Here is a 16802-nt window from a genome sequence, read left to right on the forward strand (position 1 = left end):
CATTCGAAACGGAGTACTAAAAAAAGAGGCGGGATTCAAGTCCTGCCTCTTTAATTTCCCGTAGTAGTCGATGTCCTTTCGTTTTTGGCGATGGCATGATTCGCACGGTTTTGTTCGATATCGTCATCCGGGGGATGTGTACGTTTCACGAAAAAGGAAGCCAGTAGACCTATGATCGCGAGAATTGCTGCTACCATAAAAGCGACGTTGATGCCGTGAATGTGCGCTTGCGTTGGGGTCAACGCATCTGCATGTTCCGCAGTCGTCGTCATAACGGTAACGAGAATGGCGGTTCCAACTGCTCCTGCGACCATTCGCATCGTATTGCTCATCGCCGCTCCGTGCGGAATAAGCTTTTTCGGGAGCTGATTCAATCCAGCCGTCGTGACTGGCATCATCACCATTGACATGCCGAGCATTCGGATCGCGTACATCGTTGTCACAAATGCAAACGAGGTGGTTGGATCCAGGTTCGTGAACGGAATCGTAGCCGCTGCGAACAACGCCATTCCGATGATTGCCAGCCAGCGCGCACCAATACGGTCAAAAATTCTTCCGGTAATCGGCGATGTGATCCCCATAATGAGCGCACCGGGCAACAACACGAGACCTGATTGCATCGCATTAAATCCGCGTACATTTTGCATATAAAGCGGAATCAACGTTTCCGCGCCGATCAATCCCATGAATACGATCATTGTTATGCCGGTGGCCAAGGTAAAGATTGGATATCCAAACACCTTGAATTCGAGCATCGGTACGCGCATTTTCAGTTGCCGCCGGATGAACAGGAACAAGGTAACCGTTCCAATCGCCAGCGACACGACCGTTGAAACAGCTCCCCAGCCATAGTTGCCGGCGCAGCTGAAACCGTACAACAACCCGCCAAAGCCGAACGAAGACAATATGATCGAGACAACGTCCACCTTCGGATTGGTTAACTCGGTCACGTTTTTCATCGCAATCGCAGCGACAAGAATGTCAATAACCGCAATCGGTAATATTAACTCGAACAAAACACGCCAGGAATAATGTTCTGTGATCCAACCCGAAAGGGCCGGACCGATCGCCGGGGCGAACGAAATGACGAGGCCGATGATCCCCATTGCCGCGCCGCGGTTTTTCACCGGAAAAATGAGCAGGAACACCGTTTGCATGAGCGGCAGCATGATGCCGGCGCCAGCTGACTGCACGACACGGCCGAGAAGCAGCAATTGAAACGTCGGAGCAATTGCGCAAATGACCGTTCCGACGACGAAAATGCTCATAGCGGAAAGAAACAGCCTGCGCGTTGTAAACTTCTCAATCAAAAAGGCACTGACCGGAACCATAACGCCGTTCACAAGCATAAATACCGTCGTCAACCATTGCGCTGAATTGGCGGTAATGTGCATTTCATGCATAATCGGCGGAATCGCCGTGATCATCAACGTTTGGTTCAAAATCGCAATAAACGTTCCGGCCAACAGAAGGCCGGCAATCAACCTCCGCTGCCCTTTCGTTTCCGGCGTTTGCGCCTGTTGTTTCATACCATTCCCCACTCCGTTGTTGGTTCTTCTCTCCTGTGCGGTCCTCTTATTTTATCTTTTTTGCCATCAAACGTCTAAGTATTTGTTTATGGCTGCCGCCACCAATCGATTCGCGTCAAAACCCAGGCCGGAGGCGTGCCTTTTTCCGACAACCGCTTCATTGTCAGCACCAAATACCCGTCATTATCCTTGCTTGCGGCTTTCAATACCGCTTGGCTTCCGTCGGTTGAAATCAATTGGGGCATTCGGTATGTCTTAGGCCAATCCGGCATGTAAGTTTGCAGATCATCCATCGCCGCATGTTCAGGTGTTAGCCGCGATGTGTAGTGACCGTTTGCGATACCGTCTACGATTTGTTGCAGCTTCTGTTGGGACCACTGGATTTTTTTTGAACGAACAAGTTCGGCTCGTACCCCGGAAAGTTTTGTTGGAGCGGTTTGTTGTTCCGGTCCGTAAAAATTGACAGCGATTTCTTCGGCTAGCCCTGTTCCGAAGGCTGCTTTCGCCGTGGCATCAATCTCGAGATGATAGCTCATTCCAGGTTCCAAACGCGGGAAGACGATTCGCAGCAAATCCCCCTGCAGCCACTTTAAAGCATATCCGGTGTCGGGCGAGACGTTTACCGCTTTTCGCACAGAAGCGCGATCCATGACTTTTGAAAATCGAATTGTAATTTGCTTTTGCTGTTCATCTGTCTCTGTTGATGCGATCGTTGCTTGCGGCGGTATCAAATAATAAAGACATAGGCACAAGACGAAGACAGCAGCGGTTATGATGAGTGATCTTCGCAGCCAATTCGCATTGGGCAAAGGTCGTTTTAATTCGATTCGAGCCCATACGGCCTCTCGATCCGGAACATCGTTTGGCTTGCTGGCTTCTTGCAAAGCATCTTTCAACAAATCTTCGAATTCACGTTCATTCATCGTGTTCCAGCCCCCATTCTTTCCGGTACTGTTTTTTAACCGCTTCCTTCGCTCGATGAAACCGTTGCCGGGATGTGTTTTCATCAATGTTCAATGTTTTTCCGATTTGTTTATGGCTGAAATGGTGGACGATTTTCAAAGTTAAAATTTGCCGGTAATGCTCCGGGAGTTCGGCGATGATATTCCGGATGCAATCGAGTTGCATCCGGCGCATCGTTTGTTCTTGCGGTTCTTGTTCTTTGAATCCTTTAAAAGAGTCAACGGCTTTCCATTGCCAATCATCCACGAACGTTTCCTTCCGTTTCGCTCTTTGTTTGATGTACCGAAGCGCCTCGTTACGTGTGATTGCTTTCAACCATGCAGTAAAACTTTGCTCTCCTTGGTCATTGAACGTGGTTCGGTAAGAAAACGCCCGAACGAACGCTTCCTGAACAATATCCAAGGCGTCTTGTCGATTTTGGCAATAACGGAATGCCACACGGTATACAGTTTCATAATATCGGTCAAACAGTCGTTTCTGCTCGAGCGGATCTTGTTTCCTCCCCCGGCTGAAAATCAAACGTTTCATTCGCCATCCTCCAAACTGTTGCATGCAAATAGCCTCTCCTATTACTATAAACCACGGAAAACCGTTTTCGTTACGAAAAAAATGTCCCGAAAGCGAATGCTTTCGGGACATTTGGTCTTTCTGCTACTGGTTTAGTAAACGTAAGCCGCTCCAACGATGATCAACAAAATAAACAAAACAACGATCAAATAAAAGGAGCTGTAACCTCCGCCGTAACCCATGGATGATCACTCCTCGTGTAAATTTTGTGAGAGGCTGTCTCACATTGATAACATATGGAGCAGGCGAAGGTTTTGAAACGGACGAACGCTGAGTTGTCTTATTTATTTGCCGGAATCAGTTTTCTGCTCACATTTTTCATGACGACTCCGCTTTTCGGAAGTGACGGGATTCGCTGCAAGCTGTAGGACAAATCTTGTTCCGGCACTTCATACTCTATCTCGTTGACGAGAAAGTCCACGCTTGCTTTCATCACTTCTACCGTTATGCCTTCACCCGGACAACGATGCGTTTTCGATCGGTCTCCTCCTCCTTGCGGGATGAATTCGAACAGCCCCACACCCCATTCGGAGAACCGTTCCGGCCGGAATTCATTTGGCTCTTCCCATAAATGCGGGTCGCGGTTTGTTCCGTAAACATCAAGCAATACGAGCGTACCTTTTTTAAAAGCATAGCCTTTCCATTGGAAGTCCTTTTTCACTCGTGCGCCAAGGAAAGGGGCGAACGGATAATACCTTCTTACTTCTTGCACGAATCGGTCCAAGTGCGCTTCTTCTCCGGTGCGCAGGCTGGCAACGGATTCCGGATGCTCGTGTAAGGCAAGCACGCAAAACGTAAGATAGTTTGCGATGGCGACGGTTGGGCGAATGACATTAATTAATTCCACTGCGGCCATATGGGCATCTAACCATTTGCCTTCCACGTCTTTAAAATATGTCCATTCATAAAGCGCACACCCTTCAGTCACCTTCCGTTTTCCCTCTCGAACTTCATTGATCATTTGCTCGAGCCATTGCTCGGTGCGTTTGCGTGCATTCCTTCCTTTCCAATGCCGGGGGCCGATTCCGCCGAAGGCGTCCACCATCGCGTAAAAATCTTCCGCACGCTGCTCGGTTTCTCCATCTTCAAGCGGGACACCCGCCCACTTGCAGGAAGCCTCACACAACACGCGTTTTGCTTCTTCCAACAGCACAATGGTTTCGGCACTTGCCCAGTCGGACAACCGTGCGCGCCATTGTTCGAAGGTCATCTTTGCCAACCGTTCTTGTTCACTCGGCACCATCAACGACAAAAACAGTTTTTTTCGATGGAGATGAGCGTCACCGTCCAACGACTGAATTGCTTTTTCTCCGAACAATGTTTTTTGTACTGGTTTCGGAACGGCACCTTTCCGTTGAATGAGATCGGGATCATAAAACAAGCGTGCCGCTTTTTCCCCGCTCAAGCAAATCGCTTTCTGTCCAAGTAAACGCGTTTCGAAAACATCCGTTTCCAGCCGGTCGGCGCGATTTTTTATAAATTGGTAACCTTCACGAAGCAACGCAAACGTATCGTCGACGTTTTCGTCGCGAGGCATTTCCACATTCGCCATGTTGATCTTCTCCTTTTCGCTCTCGACAAGATGTTGTTCCTTATTATTGTTAACGTCTCGGCTTTTTAATCATCGGAAGCTTGGCAACAATCACCACTCATATTCGGCATGGCTACCTGCCACCCTAACGATGAAGTCCATCCACGATGAAGGAGGTAATCAGATGCCGCAAACCACCGGTGTTCATGAAACCTTGGAGGTACGTGAACTGCTTAGTTTTAAAAACCTTTGCTTGACGAAATCGACCGCGATGAGTGCTCTTGCTCAAGATGAAGATTTAAGGAAAATTTTACAACAGGCGGCGCAAACCGACCGGGAAAACATTCAATCTTTGCAAAACTTATTAGCTCAGGAGGTCACTTTATGAATGAATTCGTCCAAAACATGACCGGAATGGGTGGAATGACCGATCAAGTGATTGCTTCGGATTTGCTGAATTCCGCGAAAACCGGAATCAAAAATTACGCCCTAGCTCTTTCGGAAACGGTGACTCCGGAAGTACGGGAAACGCTGCGTGCTCAGTTGAACACGGCGATTGATGCTCACGAAAAAATTACGCATTATATGGTGTCTCGAGGGTATTATCATCCGAATGATGTCCAAGAACAAATCGCGGTTGATTTTAACGCTTCCGAAAAAGCACTCAATTTGCAACAACAGTCATAGCGAGAAAAAAACGATGGGTTTGATGCCCATCGTTTTTTTTTCAATCAATTTTTTACGACTTTCCAAATCACTCCGGTTTTCGGTCTCGCTGTGCCCCCGGAAAACAAACCGAGATCGACGATATACATTTCCCCGCCGGGTCCAAAGACAACATCAATCGGCCGTTCCAAGCCCCCCTCATCGGTTTCCGATGCGGCACGTCCGGAACGATTGATTGCAAACGGCGAAACGTTTCCCGTGTTCACTTGTACTCTCGAGACCCTGTGTCCGACATGCGGAAGCGGTTCGCCGCCGGTCGTCAAAGGGGCACCGGAACCAAATTCGGCGAGAAAAACGTCATCCACAGAGCCGAAAGCTGCGTTTCGGTTAAAATCAAATCCCATCGTTGCCGAATGAGGCGGAAAAACGGCAATCGGCCGCGGCGGCTGCATCGGATGCCGGGCGAGCAAGAAACGCGGGTGTGGTTTTCCTTTCGGATGAAACATCCGTAAGGTTACGGGCAAACCACCGGTATAATCAGGCCAACCGTACCAAGTTCCCGGTCGAATCCATTGAAATTCGTCAGGCGAATTTTCGACCGGCCGGCTTCCTCTTACATCCATACCGTGATTAGTTGCGAACAATCGTTGGCGGTCATCGAATTTGAGACGAAACGGATTGCGCAGTCCCCAAGCGACGAGCTCGAGTTCGGAACCGTCAGGGTTGGCCCGCAAAATACTGCCGCTTGCTCTTATTCGTCCGCGAACGGTTTCCCCTATGTGAGTGGTTTCGCCAAATGCCGAATAAGCTCCTGTGTAAGCGACGCGATTTTTCGTTTCGGTCAAAAATTCGTTCGTTTTGAAATTTTGTCCGCGCAAGGGGATCGACATTCCCGGGTAATCGTGAAAGAACGGATATTCTTTCGCCCAACTGTTATCTTCGCCGACGACGCCGGAATTCGTTGCCGTGCCTTGACCGAAATACATTTTACCGTCCGGCCCGAATACGACTCGATTGTTGTGATGATCGCCGAAACTTGGAAGTCCGGCAATAATGTCCCGTTTCGTGCCGTCCGGTTTCACCACCGTGACGAATCCGCGGTGAGATACATAGATGTTGCCGTGATGGTAATTGATGCCGGTAAGCGGAGGGTTGAATCCTTCGGCTACGACTTCAAAACCTTTGCCTGTCCGTCTCAACACTTTTCCGCTTCCCGACGTGACACCTGCATCGGCGATAAGCATTTGCCCGTTCTCCGTGAATGTTAGATTGATTGGTGTCGTCAATCCCTTTTCAGCTACCGAAATGGCGAATCCTTCAGGCAATCGAATAGCTTCCGGGTTTAATTTACGCATGTGTACGTCTCCCGTCTTCGTATGTTTATTAAAAACCTATTCATTGACAAGCGTCTAATATGTATCGATCGTGATAAGCCTGTTCCGTGCTTTCAGTCAAGGATCCGCGTATGCGACAGATCCCAATCGGCGATACTTGTGTCTGAGAGGCGGTGTTTTCTTGAAAAAACGAACATTTGTTGCAACGATGACGATAACAGGCGCCCTTTTATTAGGAACGGCAACCGTTTTTCATCCTCCGCTGTCAAATCCATGGAACGTGACTTTCGCAATGAATGAAGTCGCTCACGACTCCTTCTGGCGCTTGGATCACGTCGTTTTTTTAGTCGGTATTTTTGGATGGCTCACCGGTTTGGCATATTTCGCAGATACCGAGTATAATTCCCGTGATGCTGCACGGCTCTTTGCTGTCGCTCTTGCTGTTTGGTCTCTCGTCCTTGCGGCGGAACTTGCTGTCTTGCCGCAAATATTGCACGAAATCGTCCTTCAGGATGCGACCGGTTTGCAACCGATTTGGGGCATCCTGTTTACGTGGGGATTGTTTTCCGGTTACCTCGCTATGCTGATCGTTTATGTCGGTTTCTTCTTACTTAGTGTTTCCGTCAAAGGGTGGATGTCTCGTGCAGGGATGATTTCGTCGATCATTGCGATCGCCGGAGCTGTGCTTTCGCTCTGTTTCCCTGAACGCTCGTTATGGCTTCAAGTGACAACAGCTCCGTTGCCTTATCTGTGGTCGTTATGGCTGATCCTCCGCGCATCTTTCAGATAACATTTTTCTTTCCCCTCCTCCATTCCTCATTCCGCAGCATTGTGTTCTAGTTGTATTTCCTTCATTTGGAACCAGTATCTTTCTTTACGAACGCTACCAAGACGAAGTTCATGGATTTGTAAAAAAAGGTGTGATCGCTGTCACGCCGCTAGTTGGTAATAGTGCTTACCATATAAGGTGAGGTGATCAGCGATGACACAAAACGGAAAAACGGTCGAGCTTGACGTTCGACCAATCTTAAAGGCAAAGAAAGAGCCGTTCAAAGACATTATGGAGGCCGTTAAGAGCTTAGAGCCGGAAGATACGTTCGTCTTGCACGCGACGTTTAAGCCGGTGCCGCTGTTTAAAGTCATGGAACGGAAAGGATTTCTTTATGAAGCGATACACGAAGGGAAAAGCCATTGGATCATTCGCTTTTGGAAGGAGCGGAAAGAATGAATGAGGCGAATGTGCTCGACAACCGGGGGCTCAGCCCTCCGCAGCCGATGATGAGAACGTTGGAACGACTCGAACAAATGGAATCGGGCGAAACATTGGTGATCATCAATGACCGCCGGCCGATGTTTCTTTATGAGGAATTGAATGAAATGGGTTACGAACACGAGACGGCCGCGAATGAAGACGGCGGTTTTCGCATTACGATTCGAAAGCCGTAGAGGGAAGGTGACGAACATGGCGCAGCCAATGACGGCGAAACTTGAAGACGTTCGCGTCCCGCTGACTTTCATCATGACCGGTCTGGCAATCTTTGTGCTTGCTCAAGGGTTATTGCTTAGCGGGATCGCCCTGCTCATTCACGGAACGGCACAGGTTCCGTATGTGCTTACGATTGCTCACTTGTTGGTTCTCGGTTTTGCGACGATGATCGCGATGGGTGTCATGTATCAACTTGTTCCCGTTGCGCTGCAGGTAAACATTCATTACCTCCCTCTTGCGCGCTGGCAGTATAGGTTATACGTGGTCGGGGTGCTCGGCCTAACTTGGAGTTTCTATGATTTTTCCGCCGGTCGACTCGTCAGTTTTGCTGCAGTGACCGTGGCTGCCATTTTATTATTTGAATGGAACTTATGGATGACGATCAAAGATGCCGCGCGTTCGGACATTCGCACCGCGGTCGCTTCCGCATTAACGAGTTTACTTGTGACCGTTAGTCTCGGGCTTTGGTTGACACTTGATTTTTTCTCCCCCCATCTCGGCGTTTGGCATGAACGGCTGTTAACGGTCCACATTTTATTTGGGACCATCGGTTGGTTCACGATGTTAATCGTCGGCTTTTCGTATAAATTGGCTCCGATGTTCACTTTGTCTCACGGTTATGAAAGCAAATTCGGAACGTTCGCGGTCTACGGGCTTAATGCCGGAATCGCGGCGGCGTCGGTGGGTGTCCTTTTTGAATGGCGAGCACTGATTGCGGTCGGGTGCTTCGTGCTTCTATTCGGATTTGCTTGTTACGGCATTCAATTGAAAAAAATCTTGCAAAAGCGAATGCGGAAAAAAATCGATCCCGGTGTTACCGCTGCGTTGTTTGCCATTCCATTTAGTTTTTGTTCCAGCGTGTTGGTTCTTGTTTCCGGTTGGATCAGCGGGGCGGGTGTTGTGCTTGAAGCTCTTGTGTACCTTGTCATCATCGGCTGGATTTCGCTGACGATTCTCGGCTATTTATATAAAATCATCCCGTTTCTTTGGTGGACGCATAAATACGGGACAATCATCGGGAAACAAAAAACTCCGAGTTTAAAAGAGATGCTGCATGAAAAGCGCGGAAAAGTTTGGCTGACCGCCATGTTTACTGCTGCTTCCTTAAACACGGCGAGCGTCGCGTTTCATCTCATAAGGGTCGGGACGTTTGGTCAGGCCGTCTTCTTTATCGTATCTTTTGCTTACGCAGTAGAGTTGGCACTTGTTTTGAGAAAATAAGGGGGAAACTTCCATGACGGAGGAAGAAATTCGCGAAACGCTGAAGGAAGTCATCGATCCGGAACTCGGGATCAACATCGTCGATCTTGGACTCATTTACGGAATCAAAAACATTGATGGTCATGTTCATATTGAGATGACCTTAACCACCCCGGGCTGTCCGCTGCATTCTACGATGGAGACCGGGATTCAATATGCACTTCATGAACATGCGGACATTTCGAGCGTCGAAGTCGAGCTCGTTTGGGAACCGAAATGGACGCCGGAATCGATGACGCCGGAAGGAAAAAGAATGCTTTGGGGGTAATCACCCGCGTGCAGAAGTGGAAATCCGGCTGAATGGATGAGGAGAAAATGATGTACACGTATTCGGCAACGCTTATACATGTTCGTAGATGGACAAAGCTGTTCCCTTTTTTCCTGCTTTCCATCCTCGTTGCAGTGCGGCTGATGTTTCATCGTGATGTCGAACGGTTTACTGTAAAATGGGTCGCGCCGAGAACGTTCCGTGCCTTTGTGTTATGGAAAAACGGAAAAGCGATCTCTCGTTTTCGTCAACGCGGCATTCACGGCTATGTACTCAGAAATGCTCATCGCTGGATTGACTGGCACGCACATTTACGCGGACAGACCCAGTATCGCGCGATGACAGACGAAAAGATTAGCAAACAACTGCGGGCAACGAAACGCAAGTTCTTTCATGCGAACAAAAGTGTGAGCTACCGATGAAACAGACCATTCATGCGTTATGGCGGCTGTTGCGGATCGTCCCCGTCCTATCTTGGAGCGGCGGTGCAGTAGCGACGACCGCCCTTCCTCTTTTTCGAAAAGCGCAACTGCCCGTCGAAGCGACTTTTTCGGTCTTTTTCATTTTCCTTGGCGGTGTGTTCGTCCAAGGATTTCTTTCTCATGCCGTCAACGATCTAGCCGATCATCGTTCCGAAACCGACTTACACAGTCCCGGCCTGCTTTCCGGCGGCAGCCGCGTCATCGCCAAAGGTTTGCTTACATACGAACAATTGCAACGGTGGGCGCTCCGCTTCACCGTTCTTTCCGTCTGCCTTCTTCTAGCTTCGCTCCTTGCGCGCCAGCCCGTGCTCGCCCTCCTCCTCGCCTTCGGCATCTGGAGCGCTCTCTCTTACTCGCTGCCCCCTCTCCTCCTCAGCTACCGCCCCTTTCTCGGAGAATGCCTCTCGGCATTCCCCGCCATCTTCATGCTCGCGCTTGCCGCTCCGCTTTTCTTCCTCCACCACCTGCCCTCATGGGCGCTCGAAAACGCCGGCGTCCACGCCCTTTTCTCCATTTCATGGCTCATGATCCACCACATTCCCGATCGCTTCGCGGATCGGGATGCGGTTCCCCGGAAAACAACGACGGTCGTCTATTTTATGGATAAATACGGTTCGCCAAAGGCTCCCGCGTACCTTTATCTCTTATTGACCGCGTTGTCGGCCGTCGCGTGCCTCCCCTTCGCCCGCCCCGTCGCTTTGCTCGGCACATTAGCCGTGATTGCTGTTTCCTTTGTCCGTATCAGAAAGACAAACGTCGCCTCTGTTCATTCCGTCAGCCGCACGGAAAAGCAGTTAACGATGCTGTCATTGCTGAATGCTATTTGGCTGGGGGTGACTATTTGAGGCATTGCCGACACTCTTAATTCCCGTCCTTGATTCGAACTTCTTCGCCGTCATTTTATGCTCACAAAATGGTCGTTTTTGAACAAATGATGAACATTTTCCGCGGTTTTTATGAACAGTATGTGAACAGTCGCCAGTGAGTGACGGGGGTCACATTTCACGCCTTGTCCCCTTTCTACAATGAACATGAGAAAGAAGTTTCGCGTTGGAAAGGGGTCAACAATATGACAAAACGCATGTTTCAAACAACAGCAGTCGGACTGTTCAGTCTGCTGTTATTGTCCGGCTGCAGTGAACGTTATCCGGTTTTGCATCCGGTCGGTCCTGTCGGGCAAAAGGAACTGGATCTTATCATTCTTTCGGCGGTTCTCGTCGGGATCGTCATTATTCCCGTGCTCGGTTTGTTAGCCTTCATCGTGTATCGTTATCGGGATAGACCGGACAACACGGCCCGGTATGAACCAAACTGGTCTGAAAGCAAATGGTTGGAGATCGTATGGTGGGGCATTCCGGTTGTGATCATCGCCATTCTCGCGACGTATACGGTCAAGGGAACGTTCGCCCTGACGCATCCGCCTGAAAGAAGCGCAGAGCCGTTAACGGTTCAAGTCACTTCACTCGACTGGAAATGGTTATTCTTTTATCCGGAACAAGGTGTGGCGACGGTAAATTATGCGGAAATCCCGCAAGGACGGCCGATCCAATTCATTTTAACGTCGGATGCGCCGATGAACTCGTTTTGGGTGCCGGCACTCGGCGGTCAAGAATATACGATGCCTGGAATGGCGATGCGGCTTTGGCTTCAGGCGAATGAAACCGGTACGTATGAAGGAAAAGGGGCGAACTTTACAGGAAGAGGCTTTGCCCACATGACTTTCGATGTTGTTGTGAAGTCGGAAAAGGACTTCCAGCAATGGGTGGAAAACGTGAAAGATACAGCACCTGAACTGACGAAAGCTGGATATAAGACGTTAAAAATACCGGGTCTCGTCGAGGAACAATCGTATTCTTCATATCCGGAAGATTTATTTATGAATACCGTCATGAAAAACGGCGGCAAATATATGAATCACGATCATTCAATCATGGAATCCGAGGGTTCCTCAACCGACAAATAGAAAGGAGCGTTTCCCATGAAAGAAGGGTTTGAGACTTCAAGTTTCATTGTTACGGGAGACCCGATGATCATTGCGGCGGAAGTTTCCATCGTCCTCGTGACGCTCGGGATTCTCTTTGTTCTTACGTACTTTAAAAAATGGAAATGGCTCTGGCAAGAGTGGATTACGACCGTCGATCATAAAAGGATCGGCATTATGTACTTGATTGCCGCATTGTTAATGATGTTTCGCGGCGGTGTGGATGCGCTGCTCATGCGGACACAGCTCGCTTTTCCGAACCAGGATTTCTTAACTTCGGAGCATTACAATCAAATTTTCACGACGCACGGAACGATCATGATTTTGTTCATGGCGATGCCTTTTATCTTCGCTTTGTTCAACATTGTCGTCCCTTTGCAACTTGGTGCACGCGACGTCGCTTTTCCTTACTTAAATGCCGTCAGTTTTTGGTTGTTCTTTTTTGGGGCATTCTTGTTCAATTTGTCGTTTGTCATCGGCGGATCGCCGGACGGCGGTTGGGTGAGCTATCCTCCCCTTACAGAACTGAATTTCGATCCGGGACCGGGCGAGAACTTTTATTTGCTCAGCTTGCAAATATCCGGGATCGGCAGCATCGCAACGGGGATCAATTTTATCGTAACGATTTTGAAAATGCGCGCCCCGGGCATGAACTTGATGAAAATGCCTTTGTTTTGCTGGTCGGTGCTTTCTTCCTGCATCGTGATCATCTTCTCGTTTCCTGCTTTAACGATCGCACTCGCTTTGTTGATGTTGGATCGAATCGCCGGCGCTCACTTTTTCACGATGCTGCACGGCGGAAACCCGATGATGTTCATAAATTTGTTTTGGATTTGGGGTCATCCCGAAGTGTATATCGTCGTTTTGCCCGCTTTCGGAATTTATTCGGAGATCGTCAGCACGTTTTCGAAAAAACGGATTTTCGGATATTCGTCGATGGTCCTCTCGCTTATGTTGATTAGTGTCGTCAGTTATTTCGTCTGGGTTCACCACTTCTTTACGATGGGAGCAAGTGCCGGCGTCAACAGTTTCTTTGCGGTCGCTTCGATGTTCATTGCGATTCCGACAGGGGTGAAAGTGTTCAACTGGCTGTTTACAATGTTCCGAGGACGAATCCGATTAAATCTTCCGATGCTCTGGACGATCGCTTTCGTGCCTTGTTTCGTCATCGGCGGCGCGACAGGCGTTATGCTCGCTGTGGCTCCTGCCGACTATCAATATCACAACAGTTTCTTCTTGATCGCGCACTTTCACCAAGTGTTGATCGGCGGCCCGGTATTCGGCTTACTTGCCGGCATGTATTACTGGTGGCCGAAAATGTTCGGCTTTAAATTGAACGAAACCCTTGGCAAATGGGGATTTTGGTTTTTTAACATCGGTTTTTACGTATGTTTCATGCCGCAATATGCGCTCGGTTTCATGGGGATGACACGTCGGGTCTACACTTATCCGGCCGGCACCGGATGGGGCACATACAATTTCATTTCCACGATCGGTGCGTATTTAATGGGTCTCGGCTTCTTGTTTATCGTCGTCCAAGTGTTGTACAGCCTGAAACATAAAGAAAGAGATTTGACCGGGGATCCGTGGGACGGACGTACGCTTGAGTGGGCATTGCCTTCTCCTGCCCCGCATTACAATTTCGCGCACATCCCTCACGTAAAAGAACGGGATGCTTGGTGGGAAATGAAGCAACGTGGTGAATCGCTCACAGATTTGAATAAGAAAAAAGGATTTGAACCGGTTCATATGCCGAACAACTCAGGCATGCCGTTCATGATGTCGGTCGCCTTTTTCATCAGCGGATTCGGGTTCGTCTTCAATTGGTATTGGATGGGCGCTGTCGGTATTGCCGGTGTGTTGTTGTTCATGATTTTGCGCTCCCTGCAAAGAAATACCGATCACCATATCCCATCTGACGAAATTCGCCGGACCGAAACGGCATTAGGGAGGGTGTAAAAATGGCCGCATTGCCGCTTGAGAAAGAAAACCATCATTATGAAAAGACTCAGTTGCCTTTAGAATATCAAAACAAGGAAGGATCCTTAAAAATTCTTGGGTTTTGGCTGTTCTTAGCCACCGACCTTGTATTATTCGCTTGTCTATTCGCCACATATCTCGTCTTGCGGACACATGTGGACGGAGGTCCGACCGATAAAGAATTGTTCGGGATTACCGGTTTCACAATCGAAACCGTCTTGCTGTTAACGAGCAGCTTTACGGGCAGTCTCGCCATCTTTGCAATGCGAAACGGCCATAAAAAAAGATTGATCGGCTGGCTGATGGTTACGGTATTGCTCGGCATCAGTTTTGTTGGTTTTGAAATTCGTGAGTTTGTCGAGTACGTCGGTGAGGGTGCAACAATGCAGCGCAGCGCCTTCCTTTCCGCCTTTTACACGCTCGTTGGTACACACGGCGCTCACGTTTCGCTTGGTATCTTTTGGATGATTTCGATCATCGTACAACTCGCCCGTTACGGAATCGACGCGGTGACCGCTCGCAAGGCGTTTATTGTAGGGCTGTATTGGCACTTTCTCGATATCATTTGGGTGTTTATCTTTACCGTAGTTTACATGACGGGGGTGGTTTCATGAATCCGATGTTTCCATTAAAGAACGTCGTTGGATATGCGTTGTCTCTCATTCTTACCTTTGCGGCTCTCGGTCTCGGCGTTGCGCATGTTTTACCTTTTGGTGCAGTGATGGTGGTATTGATGATTCTGGCTGTCATGCAGATCGCCGTGCAACTGTATTTCTTTATGCACTTCATGGAATCTGACGGTCCCGCCTACCATGTTATCGGGTTGGCGCTCGGTGTTATTTTCACTATTGCGGTCGTCGCAGGTTCCGTTTGGGTCATGACGTTCAACGCGCAAGTACATTAAATTTCCTTGCGGCACGGAAGCTGAGTGGCTGCTGTGCCGCATGGATCACACTACCGGAGGTGCATAAAGATGAAACGGGGACACGCAACCATTTTCGGGCTCGGGATCGCAACATCCATCGGCTTGTTTATTGTCAATGCGATGGGGTTCATCGATACGATCACGGGATCGACGCTCGGATGCGGGAAAGAGTGGCCGCTCTGTGACGGGGCACTCGTGCCTAGCGTATGGGACAAAGCGACGACGATTGAATATACACACCGTCTCGTCGCAATGACGGTTATTCTCATGCTCATCGTATTTTCAACTGTGGCAGCGATGAAATATCGCCGTTTTCCAAGGGTGAAAGGCTTGATCGCTGTTTCCGTGGCGGCCGTGTTGACGGAAGCAGGGCTCGGCGCATCAAGTGTGCTCTTTTCTAACCCCCCGTGGGTACTCGCCTTTCATATGGGCACGGCCTTTACATCTTTCACTGCTTGTGTGCTTCTCACAATCGTTGTCGGTGAAATTGAAAAGACAAAGCGTTACCAACGGAATAAGGTGGCCCTTCCCCGTTTCGCACCGTTAGCCTGGTTTTCGATGATTTATGTGTTTGCTGCGATCTATTATGGGGCTTATGTGACTCACTCCGGCTACGGCGCCATGTTTAAAGGTTGGCCCTTCCCTTCTGAATCCACGCAAGCTGCCGGTATCGGGTATTGGATCGATTTCGGCCATCGGTTAGTGGCATTCGGATTGTTTGTGCTCGTCGCGGCACTGCTTCGGAAATCGTACCGGTTGCGCTGGGTGCGCCGCGACCTTTTCATCGGCAGTCTCTTTGCATTTATTTTCACCTTGCTGCAAATTTTCAGCGGAGCGTATTTGATTTTATCGCACTTAAGCATGCCGGCGTTTCTCAGCCATGTAACCCTCGTTTCTTTACTGTTTGTGTCGGTGGCCTATTTAGCGTTCCAAACGCTTCCGGAAATGCTCCATTCGATTCGCGGCTCATTTCACAAAAGCCGTGATCGAAAAGTCGTACAAGAAAAAAGAAAAAAACACGCCAAACCTTCCGGATCGTGACAAAGGTCACATCGGTTTCACACGAAAAGCATTAAGGTAAAGAAGACTCTAGTTTAGGAGGAATTCAAAATGGAACAAGCTTTCACAAAAGAAACACACGTCGGTGACATTGTCAGCCATTTTCCTATGGCAAGCGCGCTTCTGAAAAGATACCGCATTGATTTTTGCTGCGGAGGAGATCGTCCGTTAAGGGAAGCCGTTGAAGAAAAGGAACTTGATGTCGATCACCTTTTGCTTGAGCTGAATGACTTATATGAGGCGGCACAATCTGCGCTGAAACAACAAACCGATTGGAGAGAAAGAAGTTCTTCGGAGCTTGTTGATCATATCGTTGGCAAGCATCACGCTTATTTGAATCAAGTGTTGCCCGAGCTGAGTCAATGGGTGACAAAAATTTACCGGGTGCACGGAAAAAATCATCCCGAGCTTAAGCAGTTGCATCATGCTTATCATGCCTTGAAGATGGAGCTTGAAAGTCACTCAATCAAGGAAGAAGAGTCCGTATTTCCGAAGATCAAAGCGTTTGATACCGCCGCCTCCCCTGCTGTACTGGAAGAACTCTCAGAGGCCATTGAGGAATTGGAGAGCGAGCATGACGCAGCTGGCGATTTGTTAAAATCGATGCGCGAACTCACCGGTGATTATCAACTTCCTCCTGATGCGTGCCAGACCTATTCGATGACTTTCAAGCAATTGCAAGAGCTTGAATCTGATTTGTTTGAGCACATTCACCTTGAAAATAATATTCTTTTCCCGCGGCTCGTCAAAAGCGCGTAAGTATTCGAGGAA

General features: G+C 49.0%; 21 protein-coding genes. 15 read left to right on the forward strand and 6 right to left on the reverse strand.

Features of this window, described 5'->3' with window-relative positions; all coding sequences use genetic code 11:
• Nucleotides 1-50: 50 nt before the first annotated feature.
• The 5 genes from VFK44_02040 to VFK44_02060 form a co-directional block, all read right to left on the reverse strand.
• Nucleotides 51-1529: an MDR family MFS transporter gene (locus tag VFK44_02040; protein ID HET7627143.1), complete on the reverse strand. Its 1479-nt coding sequence runs from the start codon at nt 1527-1529 to the stop codon at nt 51-53.
• A gap of 86 nt (nt 1530-1615) precedes the next feature.
• Nucleotides 1616-2452 (reverse strand): Ig-like domain-containing protein, encoded by an 837-nt coding sequence (locus tag VFK44_02045; protein HET7627144.1) that lies wholly within the window; start codon nt 2450-2452, stop codon nt 1616-1618.
• Nucleotides 2445-3020: an RNA polymerase sigma factor gene (locus VFK44_02050; GenBank protein ID HET7627145.1), complete on the reverse strand. Its 576-nt coding sequence runs from the start codon at nt 3018-3020 to the stop codon at nt 2445-2447. The genes VFK44_02045 and VFK44_02050 overlap by 8 nt, the downstream gene beginning before the upstream one ends.
• 131 nt (nt 3021-3151) lie before the next feature.
• A complete protein-coding gene (locus tag VFK44_02055; protein ID HET7627146.1) occupies nt 3152-3241 on the reverse strand; it encodes a YjcZ family sporulation protein in 90 nt (29 codons plus the stop codon).
• A gap of 98 nt (nt 3242-3339) precedes the next feature.
• A complete protein-coding gene (locus VFK44_02060; GenBank protein HET7627147.1) occupies nt 3340-4611 on the reverse strand; it encodes a cytochrome P450 in 1272 nt (423 codons plus the stop codon).
• A 163-nt stretch (nt 4612-4774) separates the two neighbouring features.
• Between VFK44_02060 and VFK44_02065 the strand changes: the two genes are divergently transcribed.
• Both VFK44_02065 and VFK44_02070 read left to right on the forward strand, forming a co-directional pair.
• Complete coding sequence (locus tag VFK44_02065; protein ID HET7627148.1) at nt 4775-4978, forward strand: hypothetical protein; 204 nt, start codon at nt 4775-4777, stop codon at nt 4976-4978.
• A complete protein-coding gene (locus VFK44_02070) occupies nt 4975-5277 on the forward strand; it encodes a spore coat protein (protein ID HET7627149.1) in 303 nt (100 codons plus the stop codon). Before VFK44_02065 ends, VFK44_02070 begins: the two co-directional genes overlap by 4 nt.
• A gap of 44 nt (nt 5278-5321) precedes the next feature.
• Here the strand turns inward: VFK44_02070 and VFK44_02075 are convergent, their stop codons facing one another.
• Nucleotides 5322-6611 carry a PQQ-dependent sugar dehydrogenase gene (locus VFK44_02075; GenBank protein ID HET7627150.1) on the reverse strand — a complete coding sequence of 430 codons (1290 nt, stop codon included), beginning with the start codon at nt 6609-6611 and terminating at the stop codon, nt 5322-5324.
• Between the two features lie 160 nt (nt 6612-6771).
• On the opposite strand from VFK44_02075, the gene VFK44_02080 reads away from it, so the two are divergent.
• From VFK44_02080 to ric, 13 genes are all read left to right on the forward strand, one after another.
• Nucleotides 6772-7380, forward strand: coding sequence for a hypothetical protein (locus tag VFK44_02080; GenBank protein ID HET7627151.1), 609 nt, complete (start codon nt 6772-6774; stop codon nt 7378-7380).
• 192 nt (nt 7381-7572) lie between these two features.
• Entirely contained in the window at nt 7573-7818 is a 246-nt protein-coding gene (locus tag VFK44_02085; GenBank protein ID HET7627152.1) for a DUF2249 domain-containing protein, read from the forward strand.
• On the forward strand, nt 7815-8036 hold the full coding sequence (locus VFK44_02090; protein HET7627153.1) for a DUF2249 domain-containing protein: 222 nt from the start codon (nt 7815-7817) through the stop codon (nt 8034-8036). The genes VFK44_02085 and VFK44_02090 overlap by 4 nt, the downstream gene beginning before the upstream one ends.
• 16 nt (nt 8037-8052) lie before the next feature.
• Entirely contained in the window at nt 8053-9297 is a 1245-nt protein-coding gene (locus tag VFK44_02095; GenBank protein HET7627154.1) for a hypothetical protein, read from the forward strand.
• A gap of 13 nt (nt 9298-9310) precedes the next feature.
• The gene (locus VFK44_02100; GenBank protein ID HET7627155.1) at nt 9311-9604 is read left to right on the forward strand and encodes a metal-sulfur cluster assembly factor; all 294 of its coding nucleotides are present in this window, start codon (nt 9311-9313) and stop codon (nt 9602-9604) included.
• A gap of 32 nt (nt 9605-9636) precedes the next feature.
• Nucleotides 9637-10026 (forward strand): hypothetical protein, encoded by a 390-nt coding sequence (locus tag VFK44_02105; GenBank protein ID HET7627156.1) that lies wholly within the window; start codon nt 9637-9639, stop codon nt 10024-10026.
• A complete protein-coding gene (locus tag VFK44_02110; GenBank protein ID HET7627157.1) occupies nt 10023-10931 on the forward strand; it encodes a prenyltransferase in 909 nt (302 codons plus the stop codon). Before VFK44_02105 ends, VFK44_02110 begins: the two co-directional genes overlap by 4 nt.
• Nucleotides 10932-11155: 224 nt before the next feature.
• Nucleotides 11156-12049 carry a ubiquinol oxidase subunit II gene (locus VFK44_02115; protein HET7627158.1) on the forward strand — a complete coding sequence of 298 codons (894 nt, stop codon included), beginning with the start codon at nt 11156-11158 and terminating at the stop codon, nt 12047-12049.
• 15 nt (nt 12050-12064) lie between these two features.
• Nucleotides 12065-14026 carry a cytochrome aa3 quinol oxidase subunit I gene (gene qoxB, locus VFK44_02120; GenBank protein ID HET7627159.1) on the forward strand — a complete coding sequence of 654 codons (1962 nt, stop codon included), beginning with the start codon at nt 12065-12067 and terminating at the stop codon, nt 14024-14026.
• A 2-nt stretch (nt 14027-14028) separates the two neighbouring features.
• Nucleotides 14029-14661 (forward strand): cytochrome aa3 quinol oxidase subunit III, encoded by a 633-nt coding sequence (qoxC, locus tag VFK44_02125; GenBank protein ID HET7627160.1) that lies wholly within the window; start codon nt 14029-14031, stop codon nt 14659-14661.
• Nucleotides 14658-14951 carry a cytochrome C oxidase subunit IV family protein gene (locus VFK44_02130; protein ID HET7627161.1) on the forward strand — a complete coding sequence of 98 codons (294 nt, stop codon included), beginning with the start codon at nt 14658-14660 and terminating at the stop codon, nt 14949-14951. Before qoxC ends, VFK44_02130 begins: the two co-directional genes overlap by 4 nt.
• 69 nt (nt 14952-15020) lie before the next feature.
• A complete protein-coding gene (locus VFK44_02135; protein ID HET7627162.1) occupies nt 15021-16013 on the forward strand; it encodes a COX15/CtaA family protein in 993 nt (330 codons plus the stop codon).
• Between the two features lie 69 nt (nt 16014-16082).
• Nucleotides 16083-16790, forward strand: coding sequence for an iron-sulfur cluster repair di-iron protein (ric, locus tag VFK44_02140; protein ID HET7627163.1), 708 nt, complete (start codon nt 16083-16085; stop codon nt 16788-16790).
• Nucleotides 16791-16802 lie beyond the last annotated feature (12 nt).

It is taken from the genome of Bacillales bacterium (assembly GCA_035700025.1).
GTDB lineage: Bacteria > Bacillota > Bacilli > Bacillales > DASSOY01 > DASSOY01.